The organism is Planococcus halocryophilus (assembly GCF_001687585.2).
GTDB classification, from domain to species: domain Bacteria; phylum Bacillota; class Bacilli; order Bacillales_A; family Planococcaceae; genus Planococcus; species Planococcus halocryophilus.
Window position 1 is genome coordinate 51,358 of record NZ_CP016537.2, and the last position, 15,863, is coordinate 67,220.

The 15,863-nt window shown below is 41.5% G+C and carries 14 protein-coding genes; all 14 read left to right on the plus strand.

Annotated elements, in window-relative coordinates:
* Positions 1-37: 37 nt before the first annotated feature.
* The 14 genes from rnmV to yabN all read left to right on the plus strand — a co-directional run bounded on the left by rnmV (position 38) and on the right by yabN (position 15,862).
* A complete protein-coding gene (gene rnmV, locus BBI08_RS00220; RefSeq protein WP_008498577.1) occupies positions 38-595 on the plus strand; it encodes a ribonuclease M5 in 558 nt (185 codons plus the stop codon).
* Complete coding sequence (gene rsmA, locus BBI08_RS00225) at positions 595-1,473, plus strand: 16S rRNA (adenine(1518)-N(6)/adenine(1519)-N(6))-dimethyltransferase RsmA (RefSeq protein ID WP_065528377.1); 879 nt, start codon at positions 595-597, stop codon at positions 1,471-1,473. The genes rnmV and rsmA overlap by 1 nt, the downstream gene beginning before the upstream one ends.
* A 163-nt stretch (positions 1,474-1,636) precedes the next feature.
* Complete coding sequence (gene veg, locus BBI08_RS00230) at positions 1,637-1,900, plus strand: biofilm formation stimulator Veg (protein WP_006830753.1); 264 nt, start codon at positions 1,637-1,639, stop codon at positions 1,898-1,900.
* A 147-nt stretch (positions 1,901-2,047) separates the two neighbouring features.
* Positions 2,048-2,911, plus strand: coding sequence for a 4-(cytidine 5'-diphospho)-2-C-methyl-D-erythritol kinase (ispE, locus tag BBI08_RS00235; protein ID WP_008498575.1), 864 nt, complete (start codon positions 2,048-2,050; stop codon positions 2,909-2,911).
* 57 nt (positions 2,912-2,968) lie between these two features.
* Positions 2,969-3,796, plus strand: a complete 828-nt coding sequence (gene purR, locus BBI08_RS00240) for a pur operon repressor (protein WP_065528378.1) — start codon at positions 2,969-2,971, stop codon at positions 3,794-3,796.
* A complete protein-coding gene (locus tag BBI08_RS00245) occupies positions 3,797-4,174 on the plus strand; it encodes a RidA family protein (protein WP_008498574.1) in 378 nt (125 codons plus the stop codon). It abuts the gene before it with no gap.
* 452 nt (positions 4,175-4,626) lie between these two features.
* On the plus strand, positions 4,627-4,911 hold the full coding sequence (gene spoVG, locus BBI08_RS00250; protein ID WP_008498573.1) for a septation regulator SpoVG: 285 nt from the start codon (positions 4,627-4,629) through the stop codon (positions 4,909-4,911).
* A gap of 247 nt (positions 4,912-5,158) precedes the next feature.
* Positions 5,159-6,532: a bifunctional UDP-N-acetylglucosamine diphosphorylase/glucosamine-1-phosphate N-acetyltransferase GlmU gene (gene glmU / locus BBI08_RS00255; protein WP_008498572.1), complete on the plus strand. Its 1,374-nt coding sequence runs from the start codon at positions 5,159-5,161 to the stop codon at positions 6,530-6,532.
* Positions 6,533-6,547: 15 nt separating this feature from the next.
* Positions 6,548-7,510 carry a ribose-phosphate diphosphokinase gene (locus BBI08_RS00260; RefSeq protein WP_008433114.1) on the plus strand — a complete coding sequence of 321 codons (963 nt, stop codon included), beginning with the start codon at positions 6,548-6,550 and terminating at the stop codon, positions 7,508-7,510.
* Positions 7,511-7,622: 112 nt separating this feature from the next.
* Positions 7,623-8,270 (plus strand): 50S ribosomal protein L25/general stress protein Ctc, encoded by a 648-nt coding sequence (locus tag BBI08_RS00265; protein ID WP_008498571.1) that lies wholly within the window; start codon positions 7,623-7,625, stop codon positions 8,268-8,270.
* A 130-nt stretch (positions 8,271-8,400) separates the two neighbouring features.
* Positions 8,401-8,964, plus strand: coding sequence for an aminoacyl-tRNA hydrolase (gene pth / locus BBI08_RS00270; protein WP_008498570.1), 564 nt, complete (start codon positions 8,401-8,403; stop codon positions 8,962-8,964).
* Positions 8,965-9,033: 69 nt separating this feature from the next.
* Entirely contained in the window at positions 9,034-12,567 is a 3,534-nt protein-coding gene (gene mfd, locus BBI08_RS00275; protein ID WP_065528379.1) for a transcription-repair coupling factor, read from the plus strand.
* Positions 12,568-12,797: 230 nt separating this feature from the next.
* Entirely contained in the window at positions 12,798-14,402 is a 1,605-nt protein-coding gene (locus BBI08_RS00280) for a putative polysaccharide biosynthesis protein (protein WP_083383332.1), read from the plus strand.
* Entirely contained in the window at positions 14,399-15,862 is a 1,464-nt protein-coding gene (gene yabN, locus BBI08_RS00285; RefSeq protein WP_065528380.1) for a bifunctional methyltransferase/pyrophosphohydrolase YabN, read from the plus strand. The genes BBI08_RS00280 and yabN overlap by 4 nt, the downstream gene beginning before the upstream one ends.
* The last annotated feature ends 1 nt before the right edge of the window (position 15,863 follow it).

A 15,863-nucleotide genomic window follows, 5' to 3' on the forward strand; every position in this document is an offset into this window, starting at 1 on the left:
AGAATAAACAAGAAGCTTGAAAAGAGGAATTTGATAAATGAAGATAACTGAAATTATTGTAGTTGAAGGAAAAGATGATACAGTCGCAATTAAACGAGCAGTTACTGCAGATACCATTGAAACAAACGGTTCAGCCATTACAGCAGAAACACTCGCGAGAATCGCACATGCGCAGGAAAAACGAGGAGTTATTGTTTTTACGGATCCGGATTATCCTGGACGACGTATTCGTGCTATTATTGAAGAACATGTGCCACAGGCAAAACACGCATTTTTGGCGAAAGAAAAAACGATTGCTAAAAATGGCAAAGGCTTAGGGATTGAACATGCCCGTGATGAAGATATCCGTGAAGCGTTAGAAGCGGTTTATACGCCGTTAAAGCAAGACCGTGCGATCGAAATTACAATGGAAGATTTAATCGACGCAGGACTTGTCGCTCATCCACAGGCAAAACAGCGTCGTATTGCAATTGGCAACGAGTTGCAAATCGGTTATACAAACGGCAAACAACTTCAGAAGCGGCTTCATATGTTTGGTATTTCCAAAGACCAGTTTATTAAAACGGTACAAGCGTTAACTCAGGAGGAAAATTAATGACTAAAGATATTGCAACACCGATCCGTACTCAACAAATCATGACGAAATATAATTTGAAAGTAAAAAAAAGCTTAGGACAAAACTTTTTAATCGATCCTAATATTTTGCGTAAAATTGTTGGTCAAGCAAACTTAACAAAAAAATCAGCGGCAATTGAAATTGGTCCAGGTATCGGTGCGTTAACCGAGCATTTAGCGAGAGAAGCTGGAAAAGTGCTAGCTTTCGAAATCGATCAGCGTTTATTGCCAGTACTTGCTGATACGCTATCTCCATATGACAATATTTCCATTATTCATTCTGATATTTTAAAAGCGGATGTCCAAGCGGCCATTGATAGCGAATTAGCGGGATACGACGATATTGTGGTCGTGGCCAACTTACCTTATTACGTGACAACCCCGATTATCTTAAAGTTGTTACTAGAAAAACTACCGATTCGTGGCATGGTCGTAATGTTGCAAAAAGAGGTGGCTGAACGCATTACAGCTAAACCTGGAACCAAAGCCTACGGATCACTATCAATCGCTATTCAGTACTATACACAGGCTGAAATGGCGTTAACTGTTCCGAAGTCCGTTTTCTTGCCTCAACCCAATGTTGATTCAGCGGTTATTCGCATGACGAAACGTGATGTGCCAGAAGTCGAAGTAATTGATGAAGACTTCTTCTTTACTGTTACGAGAGGGTCGTTTGTTCAACGAAGAAAAACTATATTAAACAACCTTCAAGTGGCAATGCCTTTAGGAAAAGAGAAAAAAGAATTCATCTTAAAAGCTTTGGAAGAAGCAGAAATCGATCCGACAAGACGTGGCGAAACATTAACTATTAAAGAATTTGGTTTATTATCGGATAAATTATACGCTTATTTTCAGTGATATCGGCATTCTGTTACAAAATCGGCACAACTTGTTTCGAGTTAAAGAAATTTCGAATAAATAAATATTGACAGCAACAGAGTGTCGCTGATAAAATTAGAAATTTACTTGACTATTCCATCAAATTATGGTAAAATTTTATCCATAGTGAGGTGTAGACAAAATGCCCAAAACTTTGGCGGATATTAAAAAGTCGTTAGACCTACATTTAGGAAAACGATTGCTTTTGAAGGCAAACGGAGGTCGCAAGAAAACGGTTGAACGTGCCGGAATCCTGCGCGAAACATATCACTCCGTGTTCGTGATTGAGTTAGATCAAGAAGAGCATGCATTTGAACGCGTGTCTTACAGCTACGCAGACATCTTAACTGAAGCAGTAGAAATTACTGTGTACGAAGGAACCGAAGATGCACTTGTTGTGAAATAATCGAACTACATTTATAAGATACTCCAAAACTTGCTCCTGCTGATCTAAGCGGAATGCGAGTTTTTTTGTTTCTATCACCACTTTACTGTCCATTACTCCGCGTTATGTTAAAATAGTCTTCATCAGAATATAAAAGGAGGCAGTGGGATGCTCTACGTGAAAGCGCCTGCCAAGATTAATTTAACATTAGATGTTTTATATAAACGTCCAGATAACTATCATGAGATTGAAATGATTATGACCACGGTGGATTTGTCGGATCGCATAGGATTGATGGGAACAGCAAAAGGCATACATATTCAGTCTGCAGATCGCTTCGTGCCAAATGATTTCCGCAACCTTGCTTATCAGGCAGCAAAATTGATTAAAGACACTTTTAATATTAAAACTGGCGTTATCATCTCGCTTGATAAAAAAATTCCGGTTGCAGCAGGTTTGGCCGGAGGAAGTAGCGATGCTGCTGCTACATTAAAAGGATTAAATAAACTTTGGCAATTAAACTTGTCACTTGATGAACTAGCTGAACTAGGTGCTAAAATCGGTTCGGATGTTTCTTTTTGTGTATACGGGGGCACGGCTCTTGCAAAAGGACGCGGAGAAATTATCCAACAATTGCCGACACCACCAAATTGTTGGGTCATCTTAGCAAAACCAACGATTGGCGTTTCTACAGCCGATGTTTACGGCGCATTCGATGTAGCAACAGCTCAGCATCCAAATACTCAAGCAATGATTCAAGCGCTTGAGGATGGCGATTACGATGCGATGTGCGCCAACCTTGGCAATGCACTCGAAAGCGTTACGTTAAATTTGTATCCAGAAGTAGCGCATATTAAAGATCAGATGAAGAAATTCGGAGCGGACGCGGTATTAATGAGCGGTAGTGGACCGACCGTTTTCGGGTTGGTCTACCAAGAAGCGCGTATTCCGCGTATATATAATGGCTTGCGTGGCTTTTGTTCGGAAGTTTATGCAGTACGGTTGATTGGTGAACGAGAGCCTCTTGCTTAAATACGGACATTTATGGTAAGTTTTCTATAAATCATTCGTGTTTAGGAGAGGGTAGTTTTGAAGTGGAAGCGCAGTGAACGGCTTGTTGATATGACACATTTTTTATTAGATCATCCACATAAATTGATTTCGCTGACTTATTTCTCGGAGCTGTATCAATCCGCTAAGTCATCCATCAGTGAAGATTTAGGGATTGTTAAAGAAACGTTCGAAGAAAAAGGAATTGGTTTATTGATGACAGTTCCAGGAGCAGCTGGTGGCGTTAAATATGTTCCGAAGCTCCAAACTGGTGAAATCAAAACCGTGATAGCTGATTTGATGGAAGAGTTAAGCCATTCAGATCGACTATTGCCAGGTGGCTATTTATACATGACAGATGTACTTGGCAATCCAGAAATGATGAACCGGGTTGGTAAAGTATTTGCGACAGCGTTTGCAAAAGAAAAAATTGATGTCATCATGACGGTAGCGACAAAAGGCATCCCAATTGCTCACGCTATTGCACGTCATTTGAATGTACCGGTCGTTATTGTTCGTCGTGATAGCAAAGTCACTGAAGGCTCTACAGTCAGTATCAACTATGTATCGGGATCATCTAGACGGATCCAGACAATGGTGTTGTCAAAACGTAGCATGAAGAGCGGACAGCGCGTTCTAATTACAGATGACTTTATGAAGGTCGGCGGAACGATGAATGGCATGAAAAACTTACTTGAAGAGTTTGAATGCACATTAGCGGGTGTTGCTGTACTTGTTGAAGCCGAGCATTCAGATGAACGTCTTGTCGAGAAGTATTTGTCTCTCGTCAAATTACACGAAGTCAGTGAAAAAGAACGGACCATCGCTTTAGAAGAAGGAAATTACTTTGAAAACGGGGGAATTTAAATGAATTACGTAGCGACAGATAAAGCGGCAGCTGCAATCGGACCATATTCACAAGGGGTTGTATCAGGAGGGCTTTTGTATAGCTCGGGTCAAATTCCATTAACAGCAACCGGTGAATTGGTTGACGGATCTATTGCTGACCAAACACATCAAGTATTTTCAAACTTAAAAGCGGTGCTTGCAGAAGCAGGCTCAACTCTAAACGATGTTATTAAAACTACAGTGTTCATTAAAGATATGAACGATTTTGCTGCTTTAAACGAGATTTACGCTAGTTATTTTGGGAATCATAAACCAGCGCGTTCGACAGTAGAAGTAGCCCGGTTGCCAAAAGATGTAAAAGTAGAAATCGAAGTTATTGCAAAAGTGACCGAGTAAAATGAATTAAGCAAGAAATTAGAGCCCCTCATAAGTTTATGAGGGGCTCTAAAAGTCTGTTGAAGAATTATTAACCTAGGTTTTCCGCAGCTTACCGTTCGCTTTCCGCGGGCTCGCGCCAAAGTCTCCTCGTTCACTTCGTTACCTGCGGAGTCTCGGCCGTCTCGCTTATCCGCAGGAGTCGAACGGACACTTCTCCAAACTAATTAGTAAATTCTAGCTTTTTGGAATAGAGGAAAATAAAGATAGGATAGACATGTTTTTGAACCGGCTAGCAGGCTAACTCATAATTTTATGAGTTAGCCTGCTTTTTTCTTCTATTATTACTCTTATTTTCTTTATTGAGTAAATTTTCTAATAAGTTTTGTTATTTATGAAGGAGAATAGTCCTTTATAGCGAATAACCATAATTAGGGTTTAAAACAGCAGCTGAGAGGAGGGGGAACTAGAGAATGGAAGTAACAGATGTGAGACTACGCCGTGTACAAACCGATGGTCGAATGAGAGCAATCGCCTCCATCACGCTGGATGACGAATTTGTGATTCATGACATTCGGGTTATTGATGGAAACGACGGCTTATTTGTAGCAATGCCGAGCAAAAGAACACCAGATGGAGAATTTCGAGATATTGCCCATCCTATTAATTCTAGCGCACGCACGAAGCTACAAGAAGCTGTCTTAACTGCATATGAGCAAAGTGAAAGCGAATCGGTCTTAGAAAATGCCGGCGTTTAATGGAGCTGAAACGAGGAGCCTTCTATTGTTAAAATAGGCTCTTTTTTTATTTGCCTTTTTTGTCATGGGATTGTCATGCCTTGGAACCTTGAAAAATCAAGGTTTTTCCGCTATAGTCAATAAGGAAAAGCGAATTTTTAAGTTGACATAGCCAGGTTAACATGGGCCTAATCAATTGAATAGAATAAATCCATGAGTAGAACTGATAAAAAGGGTTCTGATCAAATTAGGAGTGGAGGGATAACAGATGGCAAATACATATGCAGTAATTTTAGCAGCCGGCCAAGGAACGCGCATGAAATCAAAATTGTACAAGGTACTTCATCCGGTTTGTGGCATGCCAATGGTGGAACATGTAACAAGCAATGTCGAACAACTCGGTGTTGAAAAAATCGTTACAGTTGTCGGCCACGGTGCTGAAAAAGTTCAACAGCAGCTAGGAGAGAAAAGTGAGTACGCGTTACAAGCAGAGCAGCTTGGAACGGCTCATGCGGTACAGCAAACAGCTTCATTGATCGAAGGTTTGACGGGGACAACGTTAGTTGTTTGTGGCGACACACCATTAATCCGTCCTGAAACGATGCAAGCCTTGCTTGACCAGCATTCTGAAACAGGAGCAAAAGCAACAATTTTAACAGCAATTGCCGACAACCCAACAGGTTATGGGCGAATTCTTCGCAACAGTAACGGCATTGTTGAAAAAATCGTTGAGCAAAAAGATGCTTCTCCAGAAGAACAACAAGTAAAAGAAATTAATACAGGAACCTATTGCTTTGACAACGAAGCGTTGTTTAGAGCGTTAAAATTGGTTTCTAATGATAACGTCCAAGGCGAATATTACTTGCCAGATGTTATTGAAATTCTTCAAAAGCAAGGTGAAATCGTAGCCGCTTATGCAACAGACAGCTTTGATGAAACACTGGGAGTCAATGACCGAGTTGCCTTAAGCCAAGCTGAGAGCATTATGCGCAAACGAATTGCTGAAAAACATATGAGAGCTGGAGTATCGATTATTGACCCGGCAACTGCTTATATTAGTGCACAAGCTGAAATCGGAGCGGATACCATCATTCATCCGAACGTAACAATTGCAGGAGATACAAAAATCGGTGAAGATTGTATTATTTCTTCAAACAGTCAGATTGTCAATAGTGTGATTGGCGACCGTACAACAATCCGCAGTTCAGAAGTTTACGACAGCAGCATTGGTACGGATACAGCTGTAGGACCATTTGCGCACGTTCGTCCGCAATCAGCTTTAGGTAACGATGTGAAAATCGGTAACTTTGTCGAAGTGAAAAAAGCCGAAATCGGCAACGATAGCAAAGTTTCTCATTTAAGCTATATTGGCGATGCAACTGTTGGCACGGGTGTTAATATTGGCTGCGGAACCATCACTGTAAATTATGATGGCAAAAATAAATTCCAAACCATTATTGAAGATGATACGTTCATCGGCTGTAATTCAAATTTGATTGCACCGGTTACTGTAGGCAAAGGATCATATGTTGCCGCAGGATCTACAATTTCCAAAAATGTACCTGAGGATTCATTGGCGATTGCTCGTTCGCGCCAGGAAAATAAAGAAGGCTATGCAAGTAAATTAAACAGGAAAAAATAGGAGGGTTCACACCTAATGGGCTATCAAAATGCAAACTCGAAATTGAAAATCTTTTCATTGAATTCGAACCAAGAGCTAGCGGAGGAAATTTCTGAACACGCAGGTATTCCACTTGGAAAAAGTTCAGTAACACATTTCAGCGATGGTGAAATCCAAATTAATATTGAAGAAAGTATTCGTGGCTATGATGTATTTATCGTACAATCGACTTCTCAGCCGGTTAACGAAAACTTGATGGAACTATTAATTATGATTGACGCTGTTAAACGTGCTTCTGCCCGTACAGTCAATGTCGTAATGCCTTACTATGGTTATGCACGACAAGATCGTAAAGCCCGTTCACGTGAACCGATTACAGCGAAGTTAGTAGCGAACTTATTGGAAACTGCAGGAGCAACTCGTGTCATCGTACTTGATTTGCATGCTCCTCAAATTCAAGGGTTCTTCGATATTTTGATTGACCACTTGGTAGCTGTACCATTGCTTTCTGATTATTTCCTGAATGAAAGTGGCGTTGACCTTGAAAATGTCATCATCGTTTCACCAGACCACGGCGGAGTTACACGCGCACGTAAGATGGCGGATCGTTTGAAAGCACCAATTGCCATTATCGACAAACGTCGCCCAAAACCAAACGTTGCTGAAGTGATGAACATTGTTGGTAACGTAGAAGGTAAAACGGCGATTATTATTGATGACATCATTGATACAGCAGGAACAATTTCCATTGCTGCGAGTGCATTAATCGAAAGCGGTGCGAAAGAAGTCTTTGCATGCTGTACACATCCAGTCCTTTCTGGCCCAGCTGTACAACGTATTAATGATTCGGTTATCAAAGAATTGATCATCACAAATTCAATTGCATTGCCTGAAGAAAAGAAATCTCCTAAAATCAAGCAGTTATCTGTAGCTCGTTTATTGGCTGAGACAATTGTTCGTGTTCACGAACAAAAATCTGTCAGCACTTTGTTTGATTGATCATTTGTAACACCTTTCGATGCTCTATGTTTCATTAAGACGCGACACGGGTATGTATTAAGTATGTACTTATCGTGAACATGTACTTTAATATAACTGGAGGCTGAAATCAATGGTAAAAATGACCGCGCAAAAAAGAGAAAGCAGCAATAAGAATTCTTCATTAACGGAACTTCGTTCACAAGGCAATGTGCCAGGCGTAGTTTATGGTTTTAAAACAGAAACAACACCAGTTACTGTAACTGAAATCGATCTGATTAAAACTTTACGTGAGTCTGGACGTAACGGCGTCATCAAATTAGAAATTGACGGTACGACTAAAAACGTCGTATTGAGCGATTATCAAATGGATGCCTTAAAAGGTAGCTTTAAACACGTCGACTTTTTAGCAATCAATATGTCTGATGAGCTAGAAGTAGCTGCAGCTGTTCACTTAACTGGTGAATCAGCAGGTGAAAAAGAAGGTGGCTTTATCACTCAGCCTAACCGCGAAGTAAATATCCGCGTAAAACCATCTGATATTCCGGATGCACTAGAAGTAGACATCTCGAAATTAGAAATTGGCGATACAATCACAGTTGGTGATATTCGTGGAACGGTCTCTTATGAGATCCTTGACGAAGACGACTTTATCCTTGTTTCTGCAACTGCTCCTCGTACACAAGATGAAATCGACGAACTTGATGCGGGAACTGATGAAAATGCAGAACCAGAAGTGGTTGGTAGCGAAGATTCTAAAGAAGAAGATAAAGACGCATAAATACAAATGGGAAATAGGGACTGTCGAGAGACAGTCCCTATTTTTACGTTGTATGAAAAGCTGCACATGCTTTTTTTCTAAACTAATTATGATAAAATAAAACACAGCGATAAAGCAAAGGAAGATGGATATGAAACTGATTATCGGTCTGGGCAATCCAGGCAAAGCCTATGAAGATACGCGCCATAACATCGGCTTTAAAGTAATCGATTACTTAGCGAGTCAATGGAATGCGCCGTTAACACAATCTAAATTTAAAGGTATGTATTCAGTGAGTCATCGACCTGAAGGCAAAGTGATGTTGTTAAAGCCATTAACGTACATGAACTTGTCTGGTGAGAGTGTCGGTGCATTAATGGATTACTATAATATTGACTTAAAAGACATTATCGTCATTTACGATGACTTGGATTTGCCAACGGGGCAATTAAGATTGCGTCAAAAAGGTAGTGCGGGTGGTCATAATGGCATAAAGTCATTAATCCAGCATTTAGGGAATCTAGAATTTAATCGTTTGCGCATTGGGATTAGCCGTCCGCCGGCAGGTATGAAAGTACCGGATTACGTATTGCAGCGATTTTCGAAAGAAGAAATTCCAGAAATGACCGCGGCGATTAAAAAAAGTGCAGCTGCTTGTGAAACATGGTTGTCAAAACCTTATGTAGAAGTTATGAATGAATTTAATGGAATTTAACCGCTTTGACGCATTTGGCGTTCAGAGCTTTTTTCTGTTTTTTGTATTTTGTTGAGAGGAGGAAGTTGGATGAACCACATTTTACAGATTTTTTCAGAGGATACTCAGACACAACGATTTGTAGAAGATTTAAAACAAGGAAATGATCATCAATTGATTTCTGGTTTATCTGGCAGCGCACGACCAATTTTTTATCAAACCATCTGGTCGGAACTAGAAGAGCCTTTACTAATTGTGACACCCAACTTATTGCATGCGCAACGTGTATATGATGATTTGGTCCGACTCATGGGGGAACAACAAGTTCATCTTTATCCGGCAGAAGAATTAATCGCAGCAGAAGTGTCTTTTTCAGGTCCCGAATTGCGTGCTCACAGAATCGATACACTCGATCATATGAAGAGTGTTGGTAAAGGCATTTACATCACGCCAGTTGCAGGGATGCGCAAGTTATTGCCGACAAAAGAGCAGTGGGATTACGCCAATTTACGAATTGCAGAAGGTGAAGAACTCGATACAAACAAATGGCTGTTAAAGTTAGTAGCAATGGGGTACTCTCGGACGCCAATGGTAACTACTCCCGGTGAATTTGCGCTTCGTGGAGGCATTTTAGATATTTATCCACTGAATTTTGAACACCCAGTGCGCATCGAATTATTCGATACAGAAGTGGATTCATTACGCCTATTTTCAGCGGAAGATCAACGTTCGCTCGAAAAAGTCCAATCGCTTTGTATTTTGCCAGCCAGTGAATTGGTGCTATCACCCGACCAACGAATTCAATTAGCAGAAAAACTAGAAGTTCAACTTGCTTCTAGTTTGAAAAAAATAAAAGCTGACGATACGAAAGCCTTATTGCTGCAACATATTCAGCATGATATTGACTTATTGAAACAAGGAGAAACTCCAGAGCAATTGGCGAAATATGCTTCATTGATTGAGACGCAATCGGCATTTTTGGGTGATTATTTCCCGGGGAATGGACTCGTCTTTTTTGATGAGCTTGGTCGTATTCAAGAAATGACGGATACTTTAGAGCGTGAGGAAGGCGATTGGATCGTGTCGCTTCTTGAAGAAGGAAAGTTTCTTCACGATATCCCGTTGACTTATACGTTCCGTGAAATGATGTCGAAGTTGCAACAAAAAGTGACGTTTTTATCTTTATTCGTTCGGACATTCCCGATGGTATCCATCAAGAAATCATTGGCTTTTTCATGCAAGCCGATGCAATCATTCCATGGGCAAATGCATTTGTTAAAAGCAGAAATGGAGCGCTGGACATTAGGCAAGTCGCAAATCTTCATCGTGGCAGCGGGAGATGAGCGCCTAGAGAAAGTACGTTCCGTGCTAGCAGATTACGATATGGAAGCTGCTATTGCCACTCCTTCTACTGAAATTCAAGGCGGTCAAATCTATTTAGTTGATGGAGAATTATCAACAGGCTTTGAAATGCCGTTGCAACGTTTAACGGTCATCACAGACTCCGAATTGTTTAAGCAGCAGCCCAAAAAGAAAACGCGTGCACAAAAACTAACGAATGCTGAGCGCATCAAGAGCTACTCGGAGATTAAGCCAGGTGACTATATTGTTCATATTCACCACGGGATCGGCCGCTTTGTAGGCATTGAAACGCTCGAAAGTGGAGGCGTTCATAAAGATTATTTGCATATCGTTTATAAAGCCGACGATAAATTATTCGTACCAGTCGACAAAATTGATTTGATTCAAAAATACATTGCCTCTGAAGAAAAAGAACCAAAACTGCATAAAATGGGCGGAGCAGAATGGAAGAAAACGCGTACAAAAGTGTCAGCCGCCGTTCAAGACATTGCAGATGACTTGATCAAACTATATGCAGAACGCGAAGCATTGAGAGGGTTTGCTTTTTCCGAAGAGCAAGACATGCAACGCCAATTTGAAGCCGAGTTTCCGTATGAAGAAACGGTCGATCAATTGCGTTCTATCAATGAAGTGAAACGTGATATGGAAAATGAGCGACCGATGGATCGCCTCATATGCGGGGACGTGGGTTATGGGAAAACAGAAGTAGCCATTCGTGCAGGATTTAAAGCAGTACTCGACGGCAAACAAGTGGCGTTTCTTGTACCGACAACGATTTTGGCACAGCAACACTTTGAAACGATGAGTGAACGATTTAAAGATTATCCGATTACGGTCGGGTTGATGAGTCGCTTCCGTTCAAAAAAACAACAAACAGAAACCGTTAAAGGTTTAAAAAATGGGTCAGTCGATATTGTGGTAGGAACGCATCGTATTTTATCAAAAGACATGCAATATAAAGACCTTGGCTTATTGATCATTGATGAAGAGCAACGTTTTGGTGTGACGCATAAAGAAAAAATCAAACAAATGAAAACCAATGTCGATGTTTTAACGCTTACCGCAACACCAATTCCACGGACGCTACATATGTCGATGATTGGTGTACGCGATTTGTCAGTGATCGAAACGCCACCAGCCAACCGCTTTCCTGTGCAAAGTTATGTGATGGAACATAACGGGGCACTCGTTCGCGAAGCAATTGAACGCGAAATGGCACGTGGGGGCCAAGTGTTTTATTTGTATAATCGTGTAGATGATATGACACGGAAAGTAGAAGAAATTCAACAATTGGTACCGGAAGCGCGAGTTGGTTATGCGCACGGACAAATGAGTGAAACGGAACTCGAATCGGTCATTTTGAGTTTCCTAGATGGCGATTACGATGTCTTGGTGACAACGACGATTATCGAAACTGGCATTGATATTCCAAACGTTAATACATTAATCGTCTATAATGCTGATCGCATGGGCTTGTCCCAGCTGTATCAATTGCGTGGACGTGTCGGGCGTTCAAGTCGTGTCGCGTATGCGTACTTTATGTATCAGCGCGACAAAGTGTTAACCGATGTTGCAGAGAAGCGATTGATGGCCATTAAAGAATTTACGGAGCTTGGTTCAGGGTTTAAAATCGCTATGCGCGATTTAACAATACGCGGAGCAGGGAACTTACTCGGTTCACAACAACACGGCTTTATTGATTCGGTCGGTTTTGATTTGTATTCGCAAATGCTGCAAGAAGCAATTGACGAACGTCAAACAGGTGTTAAAAAAGAAGTCATACCGGAAATTGAAATTTCACTTGATGTGGATGCCTACATTCCAGATGCTTATATTAGTGATGGTTACCAAAAAATTCAAATGTACAAACGCGTCAAAGGCATTGAAACAGAAGAAGAAATGCGTGAGTTGCAAGATGAATTGATCGATCGGTTCGGTGATATGCCAACGGAAACGGATAGCTTATTGCGCATTGCACGTATGAAAGTATGGGCGCGCGAAGTCGGGGTAGAATCGCTTAAGCAAAATGGCAAACTTGTTTCTGTTCGCTTAAGTGAAAAAGGTACCGCCAGCATCAATGGTGGGAAAGTGGTCGAAGAATCTGCCGCTTATGGCCGCGCTGTTGGATTTAGTATGTCGGGTCAGCAATTGGTTATGACCATTGATGAGAATAAAACCAAAAAACAACATCCGTTTGATGTTCTCGAAGGCATGATGAAATTATTGCCAGAATCGCTGCGTGAAGAAAAAGCGATTTTGTAAATTGAGAGAGTAGATTTTATTGGAGTTATTCTCCAAATTAGCACCGCTCTTCTAGCTGAATAGTAGTAATAGTAGTAAAGAACTCACTCAGCGCCGGCGCGTACAAGGGCCAGGCGAAGCGATAAGACGGGTGCTTTTCCCGGCTTATTGCGAGAGCCATGCCCAAAGCGCCGAAGCGGTTTATAGCAACAAACCATAACATTAATGTCAGAAAGAGATGAGTGGGTCCTTTGAACAATGAAGGCACAATGAAATCATTTATGAAAGGTGCGGTCTTACTAACAATTGCAGGGTTTATCGTAAAATTGCTCAGTGCCATTTACCGAGTGCCTTTTCAAAACCTTGTTGGAGACCAAGGCTTTTATATTTACCAGCAAGTGTATCCATTTGTCGCCATCTTTGGCATATGGACTTCTTACGGCTTTGCCGTGGCAATCTCCAAATTATTAGCAGATAGTGATCAGTCCGCGCACCGGGAAATTTTACGCATTGCATTTATGTATGTAGCCGCCATTTCTCTTACAGTATTTGTTTTATTGTTTTTCGGCGCAGAACTGCTCGCGGGCTGGATGGGCGATGGAAAACTGGATAGCTTGCTAAGAGTAGGGGCATTTGCCGTTTTATTAATGGCGCCTCTCGCCATGCTAAAAGGCTTTTTTCAATCGAGCAATAATATGGCACCCGTTGCCTATGCGCAAGTTATCGAACAAGGTTTACGTGTCTCAGTTATATTAATTGGTACGTGGATTGTGATTTCGCAGGGATTTTCTTTGTATGTGGCAGGTCAAATGGCGATGCTTGGTGCTGTTGCAGGTGGTCTTGGAGCCGTTGTCTTGTTATCGCTGTATTTCCGTCGTCATTTTGGTTTTTTAAACCAGCACTCTACAGTCCGAACTTGGCCCGTGGTTAAAGAAATGACCGCCATCAGTTTAAGTGTCAGTATGAGTTCATTAATTTTGGTGCTTTTTCAATTGGTAGATTCGTTTACTGTTTTTCGTTTGTTAGAAGAAAGCGGTCTAGCTCGATTGACAGCGATGGAGCAAAAAGGAGTATACGATCGCGGTCAGCCATTGGTGCAGTTCGGTATTTTAATCGCCACTTCGCTTACATTGGCAATTGTTCCGTTAGTCGCGCGAACTTCTCGGAATGTGAGCGGGCGATCAGCTGATATGTATGCACGTTTAGCTTTTCGTGTATCGTTTTTGTTTGCGTTCGCTGCTGCAGTTGGACTTACTTTCGTTATGCCTTATGTCAATGAAACCTTATTTAAAACGCGCGAACAGTCATGGACCTTAATCATTTTTAGTTGGCAAATTGTATGGATGTCTTTATTACTCATCATGACAGCGATGCTTCACGGACTTGGTAAGGTAAGGGTACCGGCTGTATTGTTAATATCAGGCTTAGTGGTGAAAGTCATTTGCAACTTACTGCTATTGCCTATTTGGGGAATAGCGGGAGCGGCTGTAGCTGGAAATATCGGTTTAGCGTTAATTGTTTTTGGTTTACTCTTGTATTTTAAAAAAGTGTGGCCATTGCAATTTGCACCTGTTTCTTATTATAGCTGGCTTGTGGGAGCTGGGATGGCCATGTCTGCTGTAGTGTTAGGGTGGTTACTTTTGGCGGATAGTTTTTTATTTGCCGGTTCATCAAGCCGCGTTAGCGCAGCACTTACTACGGTGACGGCTGTTCCACTCGGCGCTTTCGTCTTTATGGCCATCATTGGCAAAAGTCGAATCATTACGGAAAAAGAATGGTATATCATTCCACTTGGTCGTAAGCTGGCCAAATTGCAATTAGCAATAAACTCAAAGAAAAAAGGTGAAAAGCAATGAATACGATTCACATAATCGGTCTTGGAGCCGGAGATTTAGATCAATTGCCACTCGGCGTGTATAAGAAACTAAAAGCCGCGACAAATTTATATGTGCGGACTGAGGACCATCCGGTATTAACAGAATTAGCAGAAGAAGGCGTAGTGTTTACAAGTTTTGACGAGGTGTACGAAAAACACGATAGTTTTAGTCCGGTATATGCAGAAATTGCCGAAACTTTAATTGGGTTATCCGATAAACATTCGATTATTTACGCAGTTCCGGGTCACCCATTAGTAGCGGAACAAACGGTGCAAAACTTGATCGAAGCCGAAAAACAAGGACGCTGCCAGTTATCAATCGAAGGCGGGCATAGTTTTTTGGATTCTTTGTTCGGTGCACTTCGCATCGACCCAATCGAAGGCTTTCAATTAATGGATGGCACTGAAATGACCAGCGACCAAGTAAATATGACGCAACATTTGTTAATTGCGCAAGTGTATGACAGCTTTAGTGCGTCTGAAGTAAAGTTAACGCTCATGGAAAAATACCCGGATGATTACCCGGTGACAATCGTTACGGCAGCAGGATCAGTGGACGAAGTATTACGTACCGTACCCCTTCATGAATTAGATCGTTCGACGGAAGTGAATAATTTAACGACGGTCTACGTACCACCAGCAGCAGAACAAAACGAGCGTCTAAAAGAATGGCAAACGTTCCGTAGCATCATTGCGAAGCTAAGAAGCCCTGAAGGTTGCCCGTGGGATCGTGAGCAGACGCATGAATCATTGAGTCCGCATTTAATCGAAGAAGCACATGAATTGCTTCAAGCAATTCAAGAAGAAGATGATGAAGCAATTGTCGATGAACTCGGGGATGTATTGTTGCAAGTGTTCTTGCATGCTCAAATCGGTCAAGATAACGGCTATTTCCAAATAGAAGATGTACTTGAAGCCATCAGTGCGAAAATGATTCGTCGTCATCCTCACGTTTTTGGTGACGTGTCGGCTGAAGATTCCGAGCAAGTAATCGCCAATTGGCAGGAAATTAAAGCACAGGAAAAGCCGGCAGTGGATTCTTTACTAGAAGGTCAAGAACGCTTTAGTTCTTCTTTAACGACATCGTTTAATTATCAAAAAAAAGCAGCAAAAGTAGGCTTTACTTGGCCGGACGCGGCATCTGCTTGGGATAAATTCCATGAAGAATTGCAGGAGTTCCAACAAGAAGTAGCGAATGGTTCCAAAGCTCGTCAATTAGATGAATTGGGCGATTTGCTGTTTACGTTAGTGAATCTTGCACGGTTCTTTGATTTGTCACCGGAAGAAGCGATGATGCAAGCAAACCGTAAATTCCAAAGTCGTTTCCATTATGTCGAACAGCAAGTAAAAAAAGGAACCGGTGATTTTAGCGATTATTCGCTAGAGCAGTTAGATGCATTTTGGAACCAAGCCAAACTATTGGCAAGAAAGGAAGACTAAA

What these genes read in the sequence shown, in the direction of transcription:
- rsmA (WP_065528377.1), top strand. Translation starts at nt 595, where the DNA reads ATGACTAAAGATATTGCAACACCGATCCGTACTCAACAAATCATGACG.
- veg (WP_006830753.1), top strand. Translation starts at nt 1,637, where the DNA reads ATGCCCAAAACTTTGGCGGATATTAAAAAGTCGTTAGACCTACATTTA.
- pth (WP_008498570.1), top strand. Translation starts at nt 8,401, where the DNA reads ATGAAACTGATTATCGGTCTGGGCAATCCAGGCAAAGCCTATGAAGAT.
- spoVG (WP_008498573.1), top strand. Translation starts at nt 4,627, where the DNA reads ATGGAAGTAACAGATGTGAGACTACGCCGTGTACAAACCGATGGTCGA.
- rnmV (WP_008498577.1), top strand. Translation starts at nt 38, where the DNA reads ATGAAGATAACTGAAATTATTGTAGTTGAAGGAAAAGATGATACAGTC.
- mfd (WP_065528379.1), top strand. Translation starts at nt 9,034, where the DNA reads ATGAACCACATTTTACAGATTTTTTCAGAGGATACTCAGACACAACGA.
- glmU (WP_008498572.1), top strand. Translation starts at nt 5,159, where the DNA reads ATGGCAAATACATATGCAGTAATTTTAGCAGCCGGCCAAGGAACGCGC.
- BBI08_RS00265 (WP_008498571.1), top strand. Translation starts at nt 7,623, where the DNA reads ATGGTAAAAATGACCGCGCAAAAAAGAGAAAGCAGCAATAAGAATTCT.
- yabN (WP_065528380.1), top strand. Translation starts at nt 14,399, where the DNA reads ATGAATACGATTCACATAATCGGTCTTGGAGCCGGAGATTTAGATCAA.
- BBI08_RS00245 (WP_008498574.1), top strand. Translation starts at nt 3,797, where the DNA reads ATGAATTACGTAGCGACAGATAAAGCGGCAGCTGCAATCGGACCATAT.
- BBI08_RS00260 (WP_008433114.1), top strand. Translation starts at nt 6,548, where the DNA reads ATGGGCTATCAAAATGCAAACTCGAAATTGAAAATCTTTTCATTGAAT.
- ispE (WP_008498575.1), top strand. Translation starts at nt 2,048, where the DNA reads ATGCTCTACGTGAAAGCGCCTGCCAAGATTAATTTAACATTAGATGTT.